This is a genomic window from Mesorhizobium sp. P3_B5 (assembly GCF_056402815.1).
Genome location: NZ_JBFUGR010000009.1, coordinates 26,352 through 47,761 on the forward strand (window position 1 = coordinate 26,352; position 21,410 = coordinate 47,761).

Genomic DNA, 21,410 nt, shown 5'->3' on the forward strand with positions numbered 1-21,410 from the left:
TCTTGCTTGAGCATGATCTTGTCCGAAAACCGGTTCCCACTTTTCGGGATCATGTTTCAGGCCAGCATGTAGATGTTGCGGATGGTCTCGTGGACGGTGCATTCGCCGGCCCAGCCGGCAGGGAACATGACCACGGTTTGCGCGGCGACTTCTATCACCTCGCCGACATCAGATCGGTAGGTCGCACGGCCGGCGACGAAATGGCATAATTCGTCGCGCGGGATCGCCAGCCGCCAGCGGCCGGGGGTGCAGACCCAGATACCGGATTCCGGCTGGTTGTTCGGCCCCTTGTGCACCAGCCTGCCGGTCGAGTGCGAAGCGCCTTCCAGCGCATCCGGCTGCGCGCCCCAGTCGACCAGGTCAGTGCGGGTGGAGGCTTGGTAGAGGTGTGGCACGGAGGAGGTCACAGCAGCTTCTCCAGCAGGCAGGCGGCTTTCTCCGGTCCATTCTGCGATTGCATCTGCGCCGAGGTCTTCCCCAGCTTCGCCTTCATTCTCGGGTCGGTCAGGCAAGCTTCCAGCTTTGCGACCAGCTCGGCATCGGTCCAGTCGTAGCGCGGCATGCCGAAGCCGTGGCCGGTTTCCTCGACGCGCGTGGCGTTATCGTGGCCATCCCAGACATAGGGCATGATGATGGCCGGCTTGCCGAAATAGAGGCACTCGGTGAACGAGTTGTTGCCGCCATGGTGGATCACCGCATCGACCTGCGGGATGACCGAGGGCTGCGGGAACCAGCTGTCGACGATGACGTTGCCGGGCACGTCGGTATATTGGTCCTTGTAGCCGCCGACATTGACCAGCGCGCGGTAGCGCGTCTTGCCCAGCGTCGCGATGATGCGCTTCAACAGCTCGACATCGCCGGCCCCTAAACTGCCGAAGGAAACATAGAGCAGCGGCCCGTCATTATTCTCAGCAAAAGTCGGCACAGTGTAGGGCTTCTCCTGCCGCACGCAGCCTTCCAGATACTGGAATTTTGCCGGATCGAGCGGATGGCGGCGCTTGAATTTTGCTGCCTCTGGATAAAGCAGCAGGTTCAGGTAGGGCGAAGCCTCGAAGAACTGGCCGATCGGATAGGGCGCCTCGTTGTTGGCGTTGAGGAACGCGTTGAAGTCGTCATGGATCGGCTTGATCACGGCGTTGAAATGATCGCGGTAGCGCTGGTGTCCGGCGTGGTCGTTCTCGCCGCAGCCGGACAGATGCGGCGGGATATCCTCGTCCTCGATCTCGTTTTCCGAGCAGGAGATGACGCGCACCCAGGGTTTGCCATACTGCTTGATCGCCGGAAACAGGATGACGTTGTCGACGCAGATCACGTCTGGCTTGATGGCGTTGAGAACCCGCGGCAGATCCTTCTGCGCCCATTTGGCGCTGTCGACGATCGCCGTCCAGCAATCCTTGACGTAGTTGTCGACCTGGTCGTAGGGCGATTTGCGGAAATTCGGGATGTGGCCGTTGATGAAGTCTTCCCAGAACTTGGCCATCTGTTCGGGCGGCATCGGCTCGGACAGGTTCACCGGATGGGCCTCGAAGCCGTAACCCTTGTAGACATCGACGAAGCCGGGATCGGACAGGAACACCGCCCTGTGGCCGCGCGCCTCGACCGCCTGGGCGATGCCGACGGAATTGAGCGCCGGGCCAAAGGCCGCTTCGGGGAAAAACGCGATCGTCTTCTGCGCCATCAAGCTCTCCTTCAATCACTCTGCGAAAATTCTGACGTCGGCGGCGTCCCAGCCGAGTTCGACAGCGTCGCCTGATGAAACCGGCCGGCGGTCGGCGGCGTCAGCGGTGACGCGCACCAGGAATGGTTTTGGCGACAAATCGGTGCGGACATGCAGTTGCAGGTCGAGCCCGTGGTAGGCGAGCGCCTCAACGGTGCCGGCAACACGGTTGACTGTCTCAGCTGACGGAAACAGCCGGATACGTTCGGGCCGCACCGACGCGACCGCAGCGGCGCCCGGCGAAAGCGTGGCGGGAAGTTTGCCAGCGATCCGTGCACCGTTGGCCGCCACCACGCCGTCAGCCGTGGCCTTGCCCGGAACAAAATTCATCACGCCGATGAAGTCGGCAACGAAACGGTCTGCCGGATGTTCGTAGATCGCGTGTGGCGTATCGCATTGCAGCAGTCTGCCGTCTTTCAACACCGCCATGCGGTCGGCCATGACGAGCGACTCCTCCTGGTCATGGGTGACGATGACGAAGGTGATGCCGACCTCGTGCTGCAGGCGCTTCAACTCAAGCTGCATGGCGCCGCGTAGTTTCTTGTCGAGCGCGCCGAGCGGCTCGTCGAGCAGCAGCAGCCGCGGCCGCTTGACCAAGGCCCGGGCGAGCGCAACGCGCTGCTTCTGGCCGCCCGACAATTGCTCCGGCTTGCGATCGGCGAAGGCGACGAGTTCGGTGGTCGCCAGGATGGCGTCGACACGGGAGCGGATTTCGCTGGTCGGCAAGCGCTCCATTTCGAGGCCGTAGGACACATTGGCCCTGACGCTCATATGCGGAAACAGCGCGTAGGATTGGAACATCAGATTGACCGGCCGCTTGTTGGGCGGGATTTTCGCGATGTCCCTGCCATCGAGCAGGATGCGCCCGTCATTGGGCGTCTCGAAGCCGGCCAGCATGCGCAACAGCGTGGTCTTGCCGCAGCCGGACGGACCGAGCAGCGCGAAGAACTCGTTCTCGCGGATGTCGAGCGAAATGCCGTCGACCGCGGTGACGCGGCCGAAATTCTTCGACACATGATCGATGGCCAGCAGCGTACGCGGTTCGCTCATTGGCCGATGATCCCACGGTTGAGCCGCTGCGACAGGGTCAGCGCGGTGATCGAGACAGCCATGACGATGGTCGCCAGCGCGTTGATCTCCGGCGTGATGCCGAAGCGGATCATCGCGTAGATCTGCATCGGCAGCGTGGTCGAGGTGCGCCCGGCGCCGGCGGTGAAGAAAGCGACGATGAACTCGTCGACCGACAGCGTGAAGGCGAGCAGCGCGCCGGCGATCACCGCCGGCAGGATGACCGGCAAGGTGACGCGCCTAAAGGTGGTGATGGCGGAGGCGCCGAGATCGGCGGAGGCCTCGACGATCGACCAGTCGAAACTCTTCAGCCGCGCGCGCACCACCGAGCAGACGAAGGCGAGGTTGAAGACGACATGCGCGAGGATGATGGTGTGCAGGCCCATGGTGATGTTGAGCATCGAGAAGAACGAGAGCAGCGCGATCGCCAGCACGATGTCGGGAATGATCATCGGCGCGAAGATCAGTGCTTCCAGTCCTTTGCCGTACTGCCGGCGCATCTCGACGCCGATCGCCAGCAGCGTGCCGAGCAAGGTGGCGATGGCGGTCGAGACCAGCGCCACGATCAGCGTGTTCAGTGCAGCGGAGAGGATCGCGGAATTGCCGGCGAGCGAGACATACCATTTCAGCGAAAACCCGGACCATGCGGTCGGCAGCCCGCCCTCGTTGAACGACAGCGCCACCAGCACGGCGATCGGGATGTAGAGGAAGGCGAAGACGAGGGTGAGGATTGTGCGCATGCCGCAAGTGCGGGCAAAGGTATGGGTCATGGCTGCCCTCCGATAATTGGGAGGCAAGCAGGCGTCCAGCGTCCTTCTCCCCGTTCACGGGGAGAAGATGCCGGCAGGCAGATGAGGGGCAGCGCCCAACCTCGCAGGCGCTGGCGCCGCCCCTCATCCGCCACTTCGGGGCACCTTCTCCCCGTGAACGGGGAGAAGGGTAGGAAGATGTGCTCAGCCATCGGCGTCGCCCCCGGCTTGCGCGGTTTGGCCCGAGGCGCGATTGGCGGCCAGCGCCTGCGCCATCAGCACCAGCAGCATGATGGCGATCAGCGCCATGGCGAGTGCGGCGCCGAAGGGCCAGTCATTGGCGGTCAGGAACTGGTCGTAGACGAGGTTGCCGATCATCTGGAAGCGGCCGCCGCCGAGCAGCGCCGGGGTGACGAAATTGCCGATCGACAGCACGAAGACGAAGACCGCGCCGGCGGCGATGCCGGGCACGGTGAGTGGCAGGATGACACGGCGAAATGTGGTTGTGGCCGAGGCGCCTAGGTCGCGCGAGGCTTCGGCAAGCTCGGGATTCAGCCGCGACAGCGGCGCGTAGCAGGCGAGGATGACGAAGGGCAGATAGTTGTAGACGAGGCCGGCGATGACAGCGCCTTCGGTATAGAGCATCGACGGCGGCTCGCCGGTGTAGCCAAACCAGCGCAAGAGCTGGGTGATCAGGCCCTCGCGGTTGAGCAGCACGATCCAGGCATAGGTGCGGATCAGATAGTTGGACCAGAAGGGCAGCACGGCGAAGAACAGGAACACCGGCTGCAGCCGGCGGGGCGCAGCCGCGATGGCATAAGCCGCGGCGTAACCGATCACCACCGCGATCAGGGTTGCGGTGCCGGCAATGCGCGCCGAGTTCAAGAAGATGCCGGCATAGAGCGGGTCTAAGACCAGCCCGAAATTCTCCAGCGTGAAGGTGTATTCGATGCCGCCATAGATGCCGCGCCGGAAGAAGGCGAGCGCCAGCACCAGCGCGCATGGCACCACCATCAAGGCGGTCAGCCAGGCCAGTGCCGGCGCCATCAGCAAGGAGGAGCGAAGTCTGGTTGAGGACACGATTGGGGTACCGCATTCAGCAGCCGACGGCGGAAATCCGCCGTCGGTTGTGATCTCTGATTTGCCGCGGCTTACTGCGCGGCCTTGATCTCGCTGACGATCTTGGAATAGTCGCGCTGGGCTTCGCCGACGTCACGCAATTGTTCGAACTTGACGAGGTCGGCCACCGGCATCGCCATGTTGGGGAACTTGGCCAGGAAATCGGCCGGCAGGCTTTCCATCGCCGGCTTGTTCGGCACCTTGTAGTCGATGTTCTGCGCAGCCCAGGCGTGGTTCTTGGCGTCGAGCATGAAGTTGATGAACTGGAAGGCGGCGTCCTTGTGCTCGGAAGCCTTCATCACCACCATCGTGTCGACCCACAGGTCCGAGCCTTCCTTCGGAATCACATATTTGATCTCGGGCTTGTCGGCGATGCCGTAGTTGCACCAGCCGTCCCAGGCCTGCACCATCAACGCTTCGCCTGACACCAGCTTCGAATAGAAGGTGGTGTCGTCATAGGCGAGCAAGGTCTTCTTGGCGGAGATCAGCAGGTCCTTGACCTCGGCCATCTTGGCCGGATCGGTCTCGTTGACCGAATAGCCCTTGTCGAGCTGGCCGGCGGCCAGCAGCCAGCGATCGGTCGCCAGCATGGTGGTCTTGCCCTTGAGGTCGTCGGAGGGAGCCAGCAGATCGCTCCAGCTGGTTGGCGCCACCTTCACCAGATCCGAGCGGTAACAGAGGCCGGTGGTGCCCCAGGTGTAGGGCACCGAAAAAGCATTGCCGACATCGTGCGGCAGCTTGGTCGCCTCCGGATAGAGGTTGGCAAGGTTGGGGACCTTGGCGTGGTCTATCGGCTCGGTCAGGCCGAGCTTGTTCAGTACCTCGGCGAAGGGCGAGGAGACGAAGACGACGTCATAGCCCTTGCCGCCGGCGGCAATGAGCTTGCCCATGATCTCTTCGTTGGTGGCGTGCACCACGACTTCGCCGGAAACACCGGTGGCGGTCTTGAAGGCGGCCATGGCATCGGGCGCCATATAGCCATCCCAGTTGGAGATGACGAGGTCGGCCGCAGTGGCTGGCGCCGACAGCGCCAGGCCAAGGCCAAGCGCGATTGAAGACATCTTCAGCGAACGGTGCCGCAGAAAAGTGGCGGTCATGACAGACTCCCATTCCGGTTGATCGTCGAATTTCTTTCGTCGGACCGGCGTTTGCGGCCCGTGCCGCTGCCTCGATCCAGTTCCCCGGTCTTTATCGCCGATTGAGCTGACAGTACTATTGCAGAAAAAAGTACGTCAATCCATAATCTGACAAACGACCAAGGAATCTGGCTGATTGCGTCGGCGACGGCGATCGTCCAAACCTTGGCCGTCACGTCCGTTCCCCGAGACCAGTCATGCAAGCCGCAGCCCGACGCCCCCGCACCAACCATCTCGATCTGGCACAGCGCATCCTGGATGTCGCCCGGCAGCGCGGCTTTGGGCCTGGTGCGCATTTGCCGGAACAGCAGATCGCCTCGCTCTGCAATGTCTCGCGGACGCCCGTGCGAGCGGCGTTGCGCCTGCTCACCGAACAGGGCGTGGTGCGCTGGGAGGCCGAAACCGGCTACCGCCTGGCCGTCGATCTTGCCGCGCAGGCGGCGATCGCAAGGGAATTGCCTGTTACCGAGGAGGATGAGCTTACCGAAGCGATCCTGCGCGACCGGTCAGCACGACGGCTCGATCAGACGGTGACCGTCGGCGGGCTGATGAAGCGGTACAACTCCGAACGCAAGACGGTACTAAAAGCGCTTCAGAGACTGACGGAGGAGAATCTTCTGGACCGCGCGCCGGGGCAATCCTGGCTTTTCCGGCGGGCACCGGACGATCCCGAGGCGCAAGGCGAAAGCTACGAGTTCCGTCTGCTGCTGGAGCCTGCCGCCATTGTGGCGCCCGGCTTTCGGCTGGATGGTGCGCGTGCGGCAGCGCTGCGGCAGGGCATGGAAGCGCTGGCGGCACTGCCTGATGCGGCGTTCGACGGCAGAGAGTTCCAGCGGCTGGACATCGAATTTCACGGCATGATCGCCGATGGCGCCGGCAACCGCTTCGTCACCGATGCGCTGTCCGATCATCTCAGGCTGCGCCGGCTGCCGGGCACCTATGCCGGCGTCAACGTCTTCCGGCTGAAGCAGTCGCTGCGCGAGCACCTGACGATACTCGACCATCTCGAAAGCCGGCAGTATGAGGTTGCCGCCGATCTGCTTCGCGTGCATCTGCGCTTGTCGCGCAGCCAGCGCCCGCAGGCGGCCAGTCGCGGGGCTCCCGCATTGTTCGGCATGATCAGCCGGCCGGATTGATGAGGACGAGTTGACGCGCAAAGCCAGCCCGACCATCGCGCTGTTTCCCGAAGCGAGTTTTGGCGCGGCGTTGAATTGCGTTGGCATCGCGCAAGCCTTGCGCGCCCGCGGCGCGCGGCCGGTTTTCATCTGCCATGCCGGCTTCTCCGGCGTCTTTGCCGATTACGGTTTTCAGGAATACCAGTTGCCGACCGACGATCCGCTGAGCGACAGCGAGCGGCAGAGCTATTGGCAAGCCTTCGTGCGCCGGCATTTGCCGCATTTCAGGCTGAGCCCGATCGACCAGCTTGAAACCTATGTCGCGCCGACCTGGGAGGCGATCGTCGACACCGCGGTCAGTGCCGAGGTGCCGCTGCGACAGCTGCTGGCGCGGCTGAAGCCGGACGCGGTGGTGCTCGACAACGTCATCATGTTTCCGGCCTTGGCCGCCGCCGGCTGTCCGTGGGTGCGTGTCGTCTCCTGCGCCGAGACCGAACTTCCCGACGCAAAAGTCCCTCCGTATCTCTCGGGACTTGGCACTGACGACCCGCAACGCGCGGCGTTCGAGGCTCGGTATCTTTCGGCCTCGGCACCAGCACATGACCGCTTCAACCGCTTCCGGGTCGATTCCGGCCTTGCGCCGCTGCCGAAGGGATTGTTCCTCGAAACCTCGCCCGACCTCAATCTGCTGCTGACACCGACGATCGTGCGCCGCCAGCGCGCCGAACCGCTCGACCCCTCCCGCTTCATCTATCTCGAGGGCTGCGTGCGTTCGGAAGGGCCATTCGAGGTGCCGGTGTTTCCGCGCAAGGGTGGGCCGCTGGTCTATGTCAGCTTCGGCAGCCTGGGCGCCATGGATGTCGGGCTGATCGAGCGGATGCTTACCGTTTTCGACAGGCTGCCGGCGCGCTTCATCGTCAATGTCGGTGGCCTGCGCGACGCCTATCGCGCGGTTCCCGACAATGTCTATCTCGATGCCTGGTTTCCGCAGCCCTCGGTGGTGGCGAAATCCGACCTGTTCATCCATCACGGCGGCAACAACAGTTTTTGCGAAGCGCTGCGCTTCGGCGTGCCGTCACTGATCATGCCCTATTGCTGGGACGGGCACGACAATGCGCGCCGCGCGCGAGAGACCGGCGTAGGCGACCATATCGGCCGTGACGCCTGGACCGAAGGAGGATTGGAGAGAGCCATTCTCGGCCTGCTGGCCGACGATGCGATGCGCGCCCGCCTGAAGGAGAATGCAGCCGAGATGGCGCTGAAACCCGGAACGGATGTGGCCGCTGAAGCCATTCTTTCTCTTGTACGGACATGACCAAAATGCCTGAAGACCACACAATCAATTTTCCGCCTATGGGCGGTACCATCGACCCGAAAAGCTGGCTGGCCGCGCATGCGATCAGCGAAGTCGAGTGCCTGGTGCCCGACTTGAATGGCGTTTTGCGCGGCAAAGCCTTGCCGGCTGCCAAATTCCTCAAGGCGCTGGAAGACCGCGCGCTCTATCTGCCGAGCAGCGCCTTTCTGGTCAGCATCGATGGCCGCTATTCCGGTTCGATCGACGAAGGTTTTGCTTATGCGGATCCGGACATGCGCATGGTGCCCGATGTGTCGACGCTCTGCCTGGCGCCCGGCGGCGGCCCGGGCAAGGCCTATGTCTTTGCCGATGCGTTTCATATGGACGACCGGCCGTGGATGGCCTCGCCGCGTCATGTGCTGCGGGCCGTGCTCGATCTCTACCGCCAGCGCGGCTGGCGGGCAGTGGTGGCGCCGGAGCTCGAATTCTATCTCACCGCGCCCAATCCCGATCCCGACCGGCCGCTGACCGCGCCCGTCGGCGCCAATGGCCGCGCCGAAGGCTCACAGCATCCCTATGACATGGCCGCGCTCGAGGAGTTTGAGCCGGTGATCCGGCGCATCTATGACTACGCGGCGGCCGCTGGACTGCCGCTCGACACGCTGATCCATGAATCGGGCACGGCGCAGCTGGAAATCAACTTCCTGCATGGCGACGCACTGCCGCTGGCCGACAAGGTGCTGCTGTTCAAGCGATTGACGCGGCAGGCCGCGCAGCAGAGCGGCATGCATGCGACCTTCATGGCGAAGCCCATCGCCGCGCAGGCCGGCAGCTCGATGCATCTGCACATGTCGGTCATCGACGAGGCCGGCAACACATTGTTTGCCGGCAGCGACGATGCTGATACCGAGATGTTCGGGCATTTCATCGGCGGCCTGCAGAAGTACGTCCCCGAAATCATGCCGCTGTTTGCGCCCAACGTGAATTCGTTCCGCCGGATAAGGCCGAACCACAGCGCGCCGGCCAATATCGAATGGTCGCATGACAATCGTTCTTGTGGTTTGCGCGTGCCGGCCGGCGGTGGGGCGGCGCGGCGAATTGAGAACCGGCTGCCCGGTGCGGATTCCAATCCCTATCTGGCCATCGCCGGTTCGCTGCTCGCGGGCTATCTCGGCGTCGAGCAGAAGCTCGCGCGTTCGGCCGAGGCGTCTGGCAATGCCTACAAGATCAAAAGCACACTGCCGAAAACCATGGAGGAGGCTCTCGATCGTTTCACCGCTTGCGACCCGGTGAGGGCGCTGCTCGGCGAGGATTTCTTCCAGTCCTATCTGCGCGTCAAGAGCGTCGAACTCGACCTGTTCCAGAGCGTGGTGACGAGCTGGGAACGCGACCACCTGCTGCTCAAGGTGTAATCATGGGGTTCAATTCCGGCCTGGATATCGGCAAATCCTATTATGTCGCCACTGCCAACCCGGCGCCGGATTATCCGGCGCTGCAAGGTGAGGGAGACGCTGACCTGGTGGTGGTCGGTGGTGGCTGCACCGGCCTTTCCGCCGCCCTTCACGCCGCCCAGCGCGGGCTGAAGGTAGTGCTGCTCGAGGGCGGCAAGATCGGTTGGGGCGCCTCCGGGCGCAATGGCGGCCAGATGATCCCCGGCCTGCGCAAGGGCGCCAAGGGCCTGGTCAAGCTCTACGGGCCCGAACGGGCAAAGGCATTGTTCGATCTTGCCTTCGAGGCGCGCGGGCTGGTGCTCGACATCATCGAGCGCCACGCCATCGATTGCGATCTCAGGCTGACCGGCCATCTCGTCGGTGCCGTCAACGGCTCCGACCTCAGGGATCTCGAAGAGGAGGCCAAGTGCCTTGAGAGCGTGATGAAGTTCCGTGACGTCGAGATCCTGTCTGCTGCGCAGGCACGAAGCAAGGTCGACACGCCCTATCACGGCGCCATGTACGAGCCGCTTGGCGGCCATATGCATCCGCTGAATTACACGCTCGGCCTTGCCCGCGCGGCAGTCGCGGCCGGCGTCGTCATTCATGAAAATTCGGTGGTGGTGAAATTGGAGCGCGAACCTTCGATCCGCGTCTCTACGGCCAAAGGTTCGGTCCGTGCCAAGCATGTCGTGCTGGCGGGCGATGCGCTGCTCAACGGGCTGGAGCCTCGCGTCAACAGCCGCATCATGCCGGTTGGCAACTACATCGTTGCCACCGAGCCGCTGGAGGGCAAACGCAATGTCATCCCGGCCAATGTCGCGGTGTCCGACACCCGCTTCGTCGTCAACTATTACCGCATGTCGGCGGATGGGCGCCTGCTGTTCGGCGGCGGCGAACGCTACACGCCGTCGCCGCCGGCCGACATTGCCGGCTTCGTGCGGCCGCATATGGAAGCCACATTTCCGCAACTGAAGGGCTGTCGCATCGACCACGCCTGGGGTGGGCTGGTTTCGGTGACAACGTCGCGGCTGCCGCATGTTGGGCACTATGGCGAGGTCTATTTCGCGCATGGCTATTCCGGCAAGGGCGTCATCCTGTCGACGCTGTCGGGCAAGCTGCTGGCCGAAGCGATCACCGGAGATTCGTCACGCCTCGATCTGTTCTCGACGCTGACCCCGATGCCGTTCCCCGGCGGCACGGCGCTGCGCGGTCCGCTCTATGTGCTCGGCATGCTGTGGTACGCGATGCGCGACCGCATCAAGCATTGACGTTACTGTTGGCGGGCGGGGACCATCGGAGGCGTTTGCATGCGTGATTTTCAGTTCCCCGGCCGCTCGCCGGTGCGCGCGACGGAAGCGATGGCTGCGACTTCGCACCCGCTGGCGACGCTGGCGGCGGTCGACATGCTGCGGTCCGGCGGCAACGCGATGGATGCGGCCGTGTGCGCGGCAGCGGTGCAAGCGGTGGTCGAACCGCAATCGACCGGCATCGGCGGCGACTGCTTCGTTCTCTATTGCCCGAAAGGCGAGGGTGAGGTTCTGGCCTTCAACGGTTCGGGCCGCGCACCCGCTGCGGCGACGGCCGAATGGTATTTGGGCAAGGGGTATGATGGATTGCCCGAGACCGGCCCGCATGCGGTCACCGTACCCGGCGCCATCGACGCCTGGTGCCGGCTACTCGACGATCATGGCAGGAAGGGCATCGACGCCGCGTTGGCGCCCGCCATACGCTATGCCGAACAGGGCTATATCGTTCACGACCGCGTCGCCTTCGATTGGGCTGACGAGGTCGCCCTGCTCGCCGCCGACGAACATGCCGCGCGGATCTTCCTGCCGAACAGCCGGGCACCGCAGGCCGGTGACCTGCACCGACAACCCGAGCTGGCGGAAACCTTGCGCATCGTGGCGAGCAAAGGGCGCGCCGGGTTCTACGAAGGCGTGGTCGCCGACGACATGGTGGCGCGTCTCAAGGCCCTCGGCGGGTTGCATGCGTTGGAGGATTTCGCCGCAACCAGAGGCGACTACGCAAAGTCCGCGAACACATCCTACCGAGGCTACGACATCCATCAGATGCCGCCGAACAATCAGGGCATGACGGCGCTGATCATGCTCAATGTGCTTTCCGGCTATGCGCTCGGCTCGCTGGAACCGAACGGCGCCGAGCGGCTTCACCTCGAGATCGAAGCGGGGCGGCTCGCCTACCAGGACCGCGATAATTTCGTTGGCGATCAGAATTTCGTCCACGTCCCTGTGGAACAGTTACTGTCCAGCTCCCATGCGGACCGGCTGCGCGCCGCCATCGATCCGGCGCGCGCCATGACGCATTTGCCGCGGCTCGAGCTGCAGCCGAGCGACACCGTCTACATCTCCGTGGTCGATCGCGATCGGAACGCGGTCAGCTTCATCAACTCGACTTACGGCTCGTTCGGTAGCGGCGTGGTGGGGCCGAAGACCGGGGTGGTGCTGCAGAATCGCGGCAAGAGCTTCCAGCTCGCAGCGGACCATCCGAACCGCATCGCGCCGGGAAAACGCCCCATGCACACCATCATGCCGGGCATGGTGACGCAAAATGGCCGGGCGGTGATGCCGTTCGGGGTGATGGGCGGCGGCTACCAGCCGTTCGGCCATGTTCACCTGCTCACCAACATGTTCGATTTCGGCATGGACCCGCAGCAGGCACTCGATGCGCCAAGGGTGTTTTACAAAGAGAACGCAGTGCTGGCGGAGCGTGGCATTCCGACTGACGCGATCGCCGGCTTGCGCCAGCGGGGCCATCAGGTATCGATTGCGGAAGAGCCGCATGGCGGTGGTCAACTGGTGCTGATCGACTGGGAGAAGGGAACGCTGACCGGCGCTTCCGATCCGCGCAAGGACGGTTGCGCACTGGGCTACTGACGAAGCGTCTTTTTCAGAACCAGATCAGCCAGACGAGTTGCAGGATGACCAGCGCGATGGCGTCCCAGAAGATCAGCTCACCGGTCGAGAACCAGCGCCTCGAATTGTTGAAGCGGTGGAACTGCCACCAGACGAAAGCTGCCGCGACCAGCGGGACAAACGCAAGCAGCGTGCTCACGGCAGCCGTGCTCCCGATGCCGCGTCGAAGACATGCAGCGCCGCCACGGGAAAGCGCAGATGCAGCGTCTGGCCGGGATCGTAGGCGCGATCGTTGTTGACGGTCCTGACGATCAGAGAGTCGGCCTTGCTCCTGGCGAAGATCAGCACATCCGGCTCGACCAGTTCGACGACATCGACGGCGAAGCTGATCGCATCGCCAGCCGAGGCATCGACGAGCTGGATCTGCTCCGGACGAATGCCGAGGGTGATCGGACCATCCGGCCGGCCGGGCAAAGGGCAGGAGAAACCGTCGGCGTGGAAGACGCCGCCACGCACATGACCGTCAAAGGTGTTCATCGCCGGACGGCCGATGAATTCGGCGATAAAGCGATTGGCGGGCCGGCGATAGATTTCGCGCGGATCGTCGAACTGGATCAGCGCGCCTTCGCGCAGCACCGCGACCCTTGTCGCCAAAGTCATCGCCTCTTCCTGGTCGTGGGTGACGAAGACGAAGGTTTTCTTCAACTCGCGATGCAGCCGCTTCAGTTCGGTGCGCATGTGAAGGCGTAGCAACGCATCGAGGTTGGAAAGCGGTTCGTCCATCAGGCACAGGCTGGGCTGCCAGACCAGTGCACGGGCAACCGCAACACGCTGCGCCTGGCCGCCCGACAGTTGCGACGGCCGGCGGTCGAGATAACGGGTGATTTCCAGGAGCTCGGCCATGGCGCGCACACTGCGGTCGAGTTCGGCGGCCGGCATCTTCCGGATGCGCAAGGGATAGGCGATGTTCTCGTAGACGCTCTTGTGGCTGTAGAGCGCGTAGTTCTGGAACACCATGCCCATGCCGCGCAGGCGCGGCGGCAGGTCGGTGACATCACGGCCCTCGACCATGATGCGGCCGGCTGTCGGACGTTCGAGGCCGGCGAGCAGCCGGCAGGCCGTCGTCTTGCCGGACCCCGAAGGGCCGAGCAGGACGAGGAACTCGCCCGGCTCGAAGGCGAGGTCCAGCGCCTGCAGCGCCACCGTCCCGTCCGGGAAGGCCTTGGTGACGCCGTCGAAAACGATTGCCATGCGAACTCCTGAGATCAGCCTTTGACCGCGCCGAAGGTGAGACCGCGCACGAGCTGTTTCTGGACAAGGAAGGTGAAGAGGACGATCGGCAGCGTCGCCACGATGGCAACCGCCGCGACCTGGCCCCAGAGCGTGCCGTGCGGCGTCACCAGTCCCGGTATGCCGACGGTGAGCGGACGGCCATCGAAGGCGACGAGGATGAAGGCATAGAGGAACTCGTTCCAGGACAGGATGAAGCAGAGCACCGCTGTCGCGCCGATGCCGGGTGCCGCCAGCGGTGCGACGACGAAGAAGAATGCGCCCAGCCGCGAGCGCCCGTCCATCATTGCCGCCTCGTCGATCTCCTTCGGAATTTCGGCGAAGAAGCCGCGCATCATCCAGACCACCAGCGAGAGGTTGAATGAGGTGTGGGCGATGACCACCGCATAGATGGTGTCAATCAGGCCAAGCGAGGTGAAGAACAGGAACAGCGGCACGGCGATCGAGATCGGCGGCGCCATGCGCGTGGTCAGGAAGAAGAAGAACAGGTCTTCCTTGCCGGGAAAATCGGAACGGGCAAAGCCATAGGCGGCCGGCGCGCCGATGAGGATGCAGAGCACGGTCGATGACACCGAGATCAGCACCGAGTTGATGGCCAGCGGCCAGTATTCCTTGTCGATGAAGACGGCCGGGTAGTTGGAGAGCGTCGGCGCAAAGGTCCATTTCGGCACCGACGACAATAGGTCGACGCGGTTCTTGAACGAGGCCAGCACCATCCAGACGTAAGGCGTGAGCGCCACCACCACGGCAACCAGCAGCACCGCCCAGGCGAAGCTCTTCCAGGCGCGGCTGGTGGATTGATCGATCATCGACGAGCCCTCAAAACGCAGCCGCCGGCTTGCTGCCCGTCCAGTAGACGGCCTTGTAGAAGACCGAGCACAGGATCAGCACCACCAGATAGATCATGAAGGCGACAGCGGCGCCGTAGCCGAGGTCCCAGTTGCGGAAGTTGACGCGGTAGGCGTAGATCGACACCAGTTCGGTCAACGTTCCCGGACCGCCGCCGGTCATCAAAAACACCTTGTCGAATTCCTTAAAGGCATCGATGCCGCGCAAAAGCAGCACCAGCGCGATGACGGGCCTGAGCAGCGGCAGCATGACATCGCGGAAGATCTGAAACGGTTTGGCGCCGTCCATCATCGCCGCCTCGAACGGTGCTCTCGGCAGGCTCATCATACCGGCCAGCATGATCAGCGTGACGAAGGGCGTCCACTGCCAGACATCGATGGCGACGATGGTCGGGAACACCAGGTCGGGGGCCGAAAGCACCGCCGCGTTCTGCGCCAGCAGGCCGATCTTGCGCATGTAGAAAGTCAGCATGCCGAAATCGCCCTGCAAGAGCAGGCGCCAGATCAGCCCGACGGCAACCGGCGCGATCATCATCGGGATAAGCAGCAGCGTGGTCAAAAGCCGCTGGCTGGCGACAAAGCGAAAGATCAGGAAGGCGAGCGCGAAGCCGATCAGGAATTCGAGCAGCACGGCGATGACGACGAATTTCAGCGTCAGCAGGAACGACGCCCAGAAGAACGGATCGTTGCGCATCAGCTTGCGGAAATTGTCTAAGCCGATGAAGGCGCCGGAATGGCTCGCATCGGCGAAGCTGAGATCGGTCAGCGCCGTATAGACCATGTAGTAGAACGGGCCGACCAGGAAGACGACAACCAGCAGCGTCGCCGGCAGCATCAGCAGCGGCCCCACGCCACGGTCAAGGAGCGGCATTCCGCGCGGCAATGAAGTGCGGTTGGTCACGGGCAATTCCTGGGTACAAGAACGGCTACCCGCTGCTGCGGGTAGCCTCTGCGCGACGCTTGGGGCCTATCGTGCCGGATAGGTCATTGGTGCGCAAGAACCGAGCAGCGTCGAGATATCGGTCGCCGCGGTGTCGAGTGCCGCCTGCGCTTCCTTCTCACCGGCGAGGTAGGAGGAGAGTTCGCGCACCAGTATGTCGGTCATCTCAGCCGATTGCGGCAACGTCGCCTTCGGCACCGCATGTTCATTGGCCGCCATCGAGGCCTTGGCGTAAGGCAGCTTCTGCACCTCCGGCGAGGCATAGACGTCGGGCCGGCCCGAGGCGCCGCCGTTGAGATGCTGTTCGAGCTGGCGGTCATAGCCCATCATCCACTGGACGAAGAGGAAGGCCGCCTGCGGGTTCTTCGAATAGACCGGGATGAGGTAGGTCCAGCCCTCGACCTGGCCGATCTTGCCGCCATCGCCTTGCGGCACGAGGTCGAAGCCGACCTTGCCGACGACCGTCGATGCCGTGGTGTCGACCGACACGGCATAGGTGGCGTCGTTCCACATGATCAGCTCGGCGACCTTGGCCTGCTGCATCAGCGCCATGACGTCGTCCCAGAAATAGTTGAGGCTGTCCGGCGGCGAGAACTGCAGCAGGCTCTTATAGTATTCGAGCGAGGCGACGGCCTTCGGGCTGTTGACGATGACAGGGCCGCAGGCCGAGCCGCTCTTCACGTCGAGCACGTCGCCGCCGAAGGAATAGAGGAAGTTGAGCCACTCGTACCACAGCGCCTCGTGGCGCTTGCCTTGCAAGGCGGTGCCGTAGAAGCCCTGGTCGGGGCGATAGAACCATTCGGCGATGTCGCGGTATTGCTTCCAGTCCTGGGCGGGGGCGAGGTCATAGCCGTATTTGGCCTTGAAGCCGGCCTGTTCCTTGGGATCGGCCAGCAGGTCGGAGCGATACCACATGAACATGTTGAGCACGGTGAAGGGGAAGCCGTACTCCTTGCCGTCATACCAGGAGATTTCGTGCCAGGCGGTCTGGTAGAGCTGCTTTTCCGGCTCGAAGGTCGGATCGCGCAGCACCGGATCGGCCATCATCTTGGAGATTTCAATGAGATGATTGTTGGTGGCGAACTTGCCGAGTTCGCGGTGCGGCTGGATGATGACATCGTAGCGGCCGCGGTGTGAGTTGAGATCGAGCTGGACCTTGTTGACGGCTTCCGAATGCTCGTACATCTCGACTTCGACATGGATGCCGGTCTGTTTCTCGAACTGCGGTGCCATCTTCTTCAGCGCTTCAAGCGGCGGCAGCGACTCGCCGACCATGCGGATGGTCTGCCCGCTGTAAGGCTTTGACGCCTCTTCCAAACTCCACGCCGCCGCTTGTGTGACTTGCCACAAAAGGGCTGCGGCAACGAGCAGTCCGGATGCGGTACTCCCGCGTGTCAGCAACTTGAGCATTCTTCTCTCTCCTCGGAGCGTGCCTGGCGAAGCTGGCGCCCGTTCTGTCACAAAATGTGTAGTACTGCAAATCAAAATGTGGCACCTTGCAACAATTGGAAGGGTGGTGCTAACAGACCGGCAGCGAGCCGGCACTCCACCCGCGGCAAGGGATTTCGGAATGGACTTCATCTTCATGCTGACGCGCAACGATCGCACGGTCGAGGACTGTCTCGATCTCGTCGAGTTGATCGAGCCGGTCGGCCTGAAGCATGTCGGCTTCAAGGATATCGGTGTTGCGCCTCAGGTGCTGAAGACGCTGGCCGGCGCCATCCATCGGACCGGCGCGACCTCCTATATGGAAGTCGTTTCGACGACGCCCGAAGCCTGCCTGAACTCGGCGCGCATCGCCCGCGATCTCGGCATCCACCGGTTGCTGGGCGGCACGCAGGTCGACGAGATCATGCAGCTGCTCAAAGGCAGCGACACGCAATACTACCCGTTTCCGGGCAAGCCGGTCGGCCACCCGACCAAGCTCGGCGGCTCTGCCGCCGATGTCGAGGCCGATTGCCGTTCCTTCGCCGAAAAAGGTTGTGCCGGATGCGATGTCCTCGCCTACCGCGCAACCGAGGCCGATCCGATCGAGCTGGTTCGCGCCGCCCGCCGCGGGCTTGGCCAGGCGGCGCATCTCATCGTTGCCGGCGCCGTTGCCTCGGCCGAGCGGATCAAGGCGATCAAGCAGGCTGGCGCCGATGCCTTTACGATCGGCACCGCGGTTTTCGACGGTTCCTATTCGCCGACGAAAGGTTCTATCCTTTCGCAGCTGCGGGATGTCCTCGCGGATTGCGAACGCGTCTGAGGCATCATGGCAGTCGTCGGCATCGATCTCGGCACACAGAGCCTGAAAGCGGTCGTCGTCGACGATGATCTGCGGCTGCGTGGCGAGGCAAGCGTGCCCTACCAGCCGGTCTTCCCGGCGCCGGGCTGGGCCGAGCAGGATCCGGCGCTGTGGCTCGCTGCCTTGAAGCCCGCCATTGCCAATGCGCTCGGCAAGGCCGGGCTGACCGCTTCCGACGTTAGGGGTATGGCCATTGCCGGCCAGCTCGATGGTTGCGTTGCGGTCGACCGCAACGGGCGAGCGCTGGCGCCCTGCATCATCTGGATGGATCGCCGGGCAGGGGCGGAAACCGCGGGCATCGATGCCGGCTTCATCCGCGAACGCACCGGCCTCGTTCTCGACGCGACGCATATGGCGGCCAAGATCCGCTGGGCCTCGCGCAACCTGCCCGAAGCGCGCCACGCCGTGCGCTGGCACCAGCCAGTGTCGTTTGTGGTCGCCGCTCTGTGTGGCCGCGCCGTCATCGACCACGCGCTGGCTTCGACGACCATGCTCTATGGGCTGAAGGATCGGGCCTATGCCGGCGATCTGCTGGCCGCGTTCGACATCGACGTGACAAGGCTGCCGGAGATCGACAACGCGTCGGCGGTCGCGGGAACCTTGACGCGCGACGGCGCGGAGCTGACCGGGCTTCCCCAGGGGATACCGCTGGCGGTCGGCACCGGCGATGATTTTTCCGCAGCCATCGGCGCCGGCGTTGTCGTGCCTGGCGTCGTCGCCTGCAATCTCGGCACCGCCGAAGTGGTCGGTGCGATTTCAGATACGCTTCGCCTCGACTCGAACGGTCTGGTCGAAACACACGGCTTCCTCGGCGATCGCTATTTCGTCTCCAATCCAGGATGGCTTTCGGGTGGCGCGGTGACGTGGTTCCTGTCGACCTTCGGCGTCAGCTCGCCGGCGGCGATGTCGAAACTGGCATCGTCGATCGCTCCCGGCAGCGACGATCTCTTGTTCCTGCCGGCGCTGTCCGGTGCCATGGCGCCGCGCTGGATTGCCGGCGCGCGGGGCGCCTTCTATGGGCTGACCTCCTTCCACGGCAAAGCAGCTTGCGCCCGCGCTGTTCTCGAAGGCTGTGCCTTCGCCATGCGCGACGTGGTCGACCGGCTGAGCGAACTCGGCATTGCGACCCGACGCATTAGGCTCTCGGGCGGTGGCGCACGCAGCCGCGTATGGGCGCAGATCCGTGCCGATGTCAGCGCCAGGCCGGTGGAAATCACTAGCGCCACTGACGCCTCGCCGATCGGGGCGGCAATCCTGGCCGCCACTGCCATCGGCCTCTCCACCTCGGTGCAGGAAGCCGCCGAAAGGCTGGCCGGCCGCATCGAGACAATCGACCCAGACCCCGTAGCCGGGGAAATCTACGACAGAAGCTACCGGCGCTATCGAACGCTGTTCGATGCGCTGGCACCACTCCACGACTGACCGGACGGCATCTCATGTCCAGACAAATGCTCGATCGCCTCATCGCCGGCACGCTGCCTGATCCGGATGGCGGCGGCATGCTGTCGGTGCCGTTGAAGACCATCGTCATCGGCCGCGGCCTTGGCGACGAGGCCGACACGCTGGTGGCGCCGCTGCCGCTCGGCCGCAAGCTCGCCGTCGTCATGGATCCCGATACAAGGCTGGCGCTGGGCGAAAGGGTGTCGATCGCACTGCGCGGCACGGGCGATGTCGACAAGATCATCCTGCCGCGCCATCCGCATCCCGACATGGAGGCGGTTCGATCGGTCATCGCCCGCACGCAAAACGCCAGCAGCCTCGTTGCGGTCGGGTCGGGCTCGATCAACGACATCACCAAATATGCCGCGCATCTCTCCAAGAAACCCTATGCGGTGTTTGGCACCGCGCCGTCGATGAACGGCTACACATCGGTCTCGGCGGCGATCACCGAGGACGGGCTGAAGAAGTCGCTGACAGCGACGTTGCCGGTCGGCGTCTTCCTCGATCTCGACGTGATGGCGCGGGCACCGCATCGGCTGATCGCCGCCGGTTTCGGCGATTCGATGGCCCGGCCAACCGCCCAGACCGATTGGCTGATGGCGCATCTTTTGATCGGCACGCCGTACCGGGAAGCGCCGTTCATGCTTCTGGCGGAAGACGAGAAGGCGCTCATCGCAAAGGCCGGCGACCTCAGGACAGGCGATCTGGCGGCGATGGAAGTGCTGGTGCGCACGCTCGTGATGTCGGGCCTCGGCATGACGCTGTGCGGCGGCTCCTATCCGGCCAGCCAGGGCGAACATCTGATCGCGCACTACATCGACATGCGCGGCCAGGGATTGCCGGAGGCGCATCACGGCGAACACATCGCGGTGACGACGCTGACCATGGCAAGGCTGCAGGAACGGGTGCTGGCGCTGCCGGAGCTGCAGCTATCGCCGACATCAGACACACCGGATCGCTTCACCGCGATCTTCGGCGCGACGCTCGGGCGCTCCTGCTGGGCTGCGTTCAAGCCAAAGATCCTCGAACTCGAACGAGCCGCCGCCATCAACGCCATGCTGGCCAGGCATTGGCCGGCGCATCGTGAAAAGCTCACCAAGGCGGCGCGGCCGGCGCGCGATATCGCGCAGGCCCTGCTTGCTGTGGGTGCACCGACCACGCCCGAGGACGTGGCGATACCGCCTGCGTTCTACGACGAGGCGGTCGCCAATGCGCGGCTGATCCGTGACCGGTTCACCATGCTCGATGTTGCGGCGGCGTCGCTCGCGCCAGTGCCGGCAGGGGCCTGAGCGGGTGCTGCGCCCGCTCGCGGATTTCACGGTTGAGGACCGACGCAAGATCACAGTCGTGCTCACCGACATCGACGACACGCTGACCGACAAGGGCCGGCTGCCGGCCATAGCTTATACGGCGCTGGAGCGGCTGAAGCAGGCGGGCTTCATCGTTGCCCCGGTCACGGGCCGGCCGGCCGGCTGGTGCGACCTGATCGCGCGGCAATGGCCCGTGGACGGCGTGATCGGCGAGAACGGCGCTTTCTACTTTCGCTACGACGACGCCAGGAAGCGGATCGTTCGCCACTACGCCAAAAGTGCCACCGAGCGGCAGGCCGATGCCGCGAAGCTTCGGCAGATCGAGAGGGATGTGCTCGCGGAAATTCCAGGCGCCGCGGTGGCGGCCGATCAAGCCTATCGCGAGGCCGATCTGGCGATCGATTTCCGTGAGGATGTGCAGCCACTTCACAAGTCCGAGGTGCTGAGGATCGTCGACATCTTCCGGCGCCATGGCGCGACGGCAAAAATCTCGTCCATCCACGTCAATGGCTGGTTCGGCGGCTATGACAAACTGTCGACAAGCCGGCTATTCTTGCGGGACTGTTTCGGTATAGACATCGACCGCGACAAGGACAGTGTTGTTTTTGTCGGCGACAGTCCAAACGACGCACCGATGTTCGGCTTCTTCCCCAACAGCGTCGGCGTCGCTAATGTTCTCGACTTCGCCGGCGAACTTCCGGCGTCGCCCGCCTTCGTCACAGGGGGACGCGGCGCGGACGGATTTGCCGAACTTGCGAAGGCGCTGATTGCAGTGAAGGAACGGGAATAGC

At 63.8% G+C, this 21,410-nt stretch carries 20 protein-coding genes; 9 read left to right on the plus strand and 11 right to left on the minus strand.

Annotated elements, in window-relative coordinates:
- Positions 1 to 56: 56 nt before the first annotated feature.
- The 6 genes from AC1DVW_RS21615 to AC1DVW_RS21640 form a co-directional block, all read right to left on the minus strand.
- Positions 57 to 407: a cupin domain-containing protein gene (locus tag AC1DVW_RS21615; RefSeq protein WP_477271138.1), complete on the minus strand. Its 351-nt coding sequence runs from the start codon at positions 405 to 407 to the stop codon at positions 57 to 59.
- Positions 404 to 1,678 carry a glycosyltransferase gene (locus AC1DVW_RS21620; protein WP_477325756.1) on the minus strand — a complete coding sequence of 425 codons (1,275 nt, stop codon included), beginning with the start codon at positions 1,676 to 1,678 and terminating at the stop codon, positions 404 to 406. The genes AC1DVW_RS21615 and AC1DVW_RS21620 overlap by 4 nt, the downstream gene beginning before the upstream one ends.
- Before the next feature lie 15 nt (positions 1,679 to 1,693).
- The gene (locus AC1DVW_RS21625; protein WP_477325758.1) at positions 1,694 to 2,767 is read right to left on the minus strand and encodes an ABC transporter ATP-binding protein; all 1,074 of its coding nucleotides are present in this window, start codon (positions 2,765 to 2,767) and stop codon (positions 1,694 to 1,696) included.
- Positions 2,764 to 3,555, minus strand: a complete 792-nt coding sequence (locus tag AC1DVW_RS21630) for an ABC transporter permease (protein WP_477325760.1) — start codon at positions 3,553 to 3,555, stop codon at positions 2,764 to 2,766. The genes AC1DVW_RS21625 and AC1DVW_RS21630 overlap by 4 nt, the downstream gene beginning before the upstream one ends.
- Positions 3,556 to 3,738: 183 nt before the next feature.
- Positions 3,739 to 4,581 carry an ABC transporter permease gene (locus AC1DVW_RS21635; protein ID WP_477325978.1) on the minus strand — a complete coding sequence of 281 codons (843 nt, stop codon included), beginning with the start codon at positions 4,579 to 4,581 and terminating at the stop codon, positions 3,739 to 3,741.
- Between the two features lie 104 nt (positions 4,582 to 4,685).
- Positions 4,686 to 5,750: a polyamine ABC transporter substrate-binding protein gene (locus AC1DVW_RS21640; RefSeq protein ID WP_477271144.1), complete on the minus strand. Its 1,065-nt coding sequence runs from the start codon at positions 5,748 to 5,750 to the stop codon at positions 4,686 to 4,688.
- A gap of 236 nt (positions 5,751 to 5,986) precedes the next feature.
- Here AC1DVW_RS21640 and AC1DVW_RS21645 point away from each other — a divergent pair, with 236 nt between their 5' ends.
- The 5 genes from AC1DVW_RS21645 to ggt are packed head-to-tail and all read left to right on the plus strand — an operon-like array spanning position 5,987 to position 12,525.
- Complete coding sequence (locus AC1DVW_RS21645) at positions 5,987 to 6,925, plus strand: GntR family transcriptional regulator (RefSeq protein ID WP_477271146.1); 939 nt, start codon at positions 5,987 to 5,989, stop codon at positions 6,923 to 6,925.
- A gap of 10 nt (positions 6,926 to 6,935) precedes the next feature.
- Positions 6,936 to 8,219, plus strand: coding sequence for a glycosyltransferase (locus tag AC1DVW_RS21650; RefSeq protein ID WP_477325761.1), 1,284 nt, complete (start codon positions 6,936 to 6,938; stop codon positions 8,217 to 8,219).
- 5 nt (positions 8,220 to 8,224) lie between these two features.
- Positions 8,225 to 9,610 carry a glutamine synthetase family protein gene (locus tag AC1DVW_RS21655; protein ID WP_477325763.1) on the plus strand — a complete coding sequence of 462 codons (1,386 nt, stop codon included), beginning with the start codon at positions 8,225 to 8,227 and terminating at the stop codon, positions 9,608 to 9,610.
- 2 nt (positions 9,611 to 9,612) lie between these two features.
- The gene (locus AC1DVW_RS21660) at positions 9,613 to 10,899 is read left to right on the plus strand and encodes an NAD(P)/FAD-dependent oxidoreductase (RefSeq protein ID WP_477325765.1); all 1,287 of its coding nucleotides are present in this window, start codon (positions 9,613 to 9,615) and stop codon (positions 10,897 to 10,899) included.
- 39 nt (positions 10,900 to 10,938) lie between these two features.
- A complete protein-coding gene (ggt, locus tag AC1DVW_RS21665) occupies positions 10,939 to 12,525 on the plus strand; it encodes a gamma-glutamyltransferase (RefSeq protein WP_477325767.1) in 1,587 nt (528 codons plus the stop codon).
- A gap of 13 nt (positions 12,526 to 12,538) precedes the next feature.
- Here the strand turns inward: ggt and AC1DVW_RS21670 are convergent, their stop codons facing one another.
- The 5 genes from AC1DVW_RS21670 to AC1DVW_RS21690 all read right to left on the minus strand — a co-directional run bounded on the left by AC1DVW_RS21670 (position 12,539) and on the right by AC1DVW_RS21690 (position 16,992).
- Positions 12,539 to 12,703, minus strand: coding sequence for a hypothetical protein (locus tag AC1DVW_RS21670; RefSeq protein ID WP_477248629.1), 165 nt, complete (start codon positions 12,701 to 12,703; stop codon positions 12,539 to 12,541).
- Positions 12,700 to 13,755, minus strand: coding sequence for an ABC transporter ATP-binding protein (locus tag AC1DVW_RS21675; protein ID WP_477325769.1), 1,056 nt, complete (start codon positions 13,753 to 13,755; stop codon positions 12,700 to 12,702). Before AC1DVW_RS21675 ends, AC1DVW_RS21670 begins: the two co-directional genes overlap by 4 nt.
- Positions 13,756 to 13,769: 14 nt before the next feature.
- A complete protein-coding gene (locus tag AC1DVW_RS21680) occupies positions 13,770 to 14,603 on the minus strand; it encodes a carbohydrate ABC transporter permease (RefSeq protein WP_477325771.1) in 834 nt (277 codons plus the stop codon).
- A gap of 10 nt (positions 14,604 to 14,613) precedes the next feature.
- Positions 14,614 to 15,543 (minus strand): carbohydrate ABC transporter permease, encoded by a 930-nt coding sequence (locus tag AC1DVW_RS21685; RefSeq protein WP_477325773.1) that lies wholly within the window; start codon positions 15,541 to 15,543, stop codon positions 14,614 to 14,616.
- Between the two features lie 66 nt (positions 15,544 to 15,609).
- On the minus strand, positions 15,610 to 16,992 hold the full coding sequence (locus tag AC1DVW_RS21690) for an ABC transporter substrate-binding protein (protein WP_477325774.1): 1,383 nt from the start codon (positions 16,990 to 16,992) through the stop codon (positions 15,610 to 15,612).
- 160 nt (positions 16,993 to 17,152) lie between these two features.
- On the opposite strand from AC1DVW_RS21690, the gene AC1DVW_RS21695 reads away from it, so the two are divergent.
- Genes AC1DVW_RS21695 through AC1DVW_RS21710 form a run of 4 tightly spaced genes read left to right on the plus strand, consistent with a single transcriptional unit; the run spans position 17,153 to position 21,409 of the window.
- Positions 17,153 to 17,830: a 4-hydroxythreonine-4-phosphate dehydrogenase gene (locus AC1DVW_RS21695; RefSeq protein WP_477325776.1), complete on the plus strand. Its 678-nt coding sequence runs from the start codon at positions 17,153 to 17,155 to the stop codon at positions 17,828 to 17,830.
- 6 nt (positions 17,831 to 17,836) lie between these two features.
- On the plus strand, positions 17,837 to 19,291 hold the full coding sequence (locus AC1DVW_RS21700; protein ID WP_477325778.1) for a xylulokinase: 1,455 nt from the start codon (positions 17,837 to 17,839) through the stop codon (positions 19,289 to 19,291).
- Between the two features lie 14 nt (positions 19,292 to 19,305).
- A complete protein-coding gene (locus tag AC1DVW_RS21705) occupies positions 19,306 to 20,598 on the plus strand; it encodes an iron-containing alcohol dehydrogenase (protein ID WP_477325780.1) in 1,293 nt (430 codons plus the stop codon).
- Between the two features lie 7 nt (positions 20,599 to 20,605).
- Positions 20,606 to 21,409, plus strand: coding sequence for an HAD-IIB family hydrolase (locus tag AC1DVW_RS21710; protein ID WP_477325980.1), 804 nt, complete (start codon positions 20,606 to 20,608; stop codon positions 21,407 to 21,409).
- Position 21,410: the final 1 nt, after the last annotated feature.

What these genes read in the sequence shown, in the direction of transcription:
- AC1DVW_RS21620 (WP_477325756.1), bottom strand. Translation starts at nt 1,678, where the DNA reads ATGGCGCAGAAGACGATCGCGTTTTTCCCCGAAGCGGCCTTTGGCCCG.
- AC1DVW_RS21625 (WP_477325758.1), bottom strand. Translation starts at nt 2,767, where the DNA reads ATGAGCGAACCGCGTACGCTGCTGGCCATCGATCATGTGTCGAAGAAT.
- AC1DVW_RS21630 (WP_477325760.1), bottom strand. Translation starts at nt 3,555, where the DNA reads ATGACCCATACCTTTGCCCGCACTTGCGGCATGCGCACAATCCTCACC.
- AC1DVW_RS21635 (WP_477325978.1), bottom strand. Translation starts at nt 4,581, where the DNA reads ATGGCGCCGGCACTGGCCTGGCTGACCGCCTTGATGGTGGTGCCATGC.
- AC1DVW_RS21640 (WP_477271144.1), bottom strand. Translation starts at nt 5,750, where the DNA reads ATGACCGCCACTTTTCTGCGGCACCGTTCGCTGAAGATGTCTTCAATC.
- AC1DVW_RS21645 (WP_477271146.1), top strand. Translation starts at nt 5,987, where the DNA reads ATGCAAGCCGCAGCCCGACGCCCCCGCACCAACCATCTCGATCTGGCA.
- AC1DVW_RS21655 (WP_477325763.1), top strand. Translation starts at nt 8,225, where the DNA reads ATGCCTGAAGACCACACAATCAATTTTCCGCCTATGGGCGGTACCATC.
- AC1DVW_RS21660 (WP_477325765.1), top strand. Translation starts at nt 9,613, where the DNA reads ATGGGGTTCAATTCCGGCCTGGATATCGGCAAATCCTATTATGTCGCC.
- ggt (WP_477325767.1), top strand. Translation starts at nt 10,939, where the DNA reads ATGCGTGATTTTCAGTTCCCCGGCCGCTCGCCGGTGCGCGCGACGGAA.
- AC1DVW_RS21675 (WP_477325769.1), bottom strand. Translation starts at nt 13,755, where the DNA reads ATGGCAATCGTTTTCGACGGCGTCACCAAGGCCTTCCCGGACGGGACG.
- AC1DVW_RS21680 (WP_477325771.1), bottom strand. Translation starts at nt 14,603, where the DNA reads ATGATCGATCAATCCACCAGCCGCGCCTGGAAGAGCTTCGCCTGGGCG.
- AC1DVW_RS21690 (WP_477325774.1), bottom strand. Translation starts at nt 16,992, where the DNA reads ATGCTCAAGTTGCTGACACGCGGGAGTACCGCATCCGGACTGCTCGTT.
- AC1DVW_RS21695 (WP_477325776.1), top strand. Translation starts at nt 17,153, where the DNA reads ATGGACTTCATCTTCATGCTGACGCGCAACGATCGCACGGTCGAGGAC.
- AC1DVW_RS21700 (WP_477325778.1), top strand. Translation starts at nt 17,837, where the DNA reads ATGGCAGTCGTCGGCATCGATCTCGGCACACAGAGCCTGAAAGCGGTC.
- AC1DVW_RS21705 (WP_477325780.1), top strand. Translation starts at nt 19,306, where the DNA reads ATGTCCAGACAAATGCTCGATCGCCTCATCGCCGGCACGCTGCCTGAT.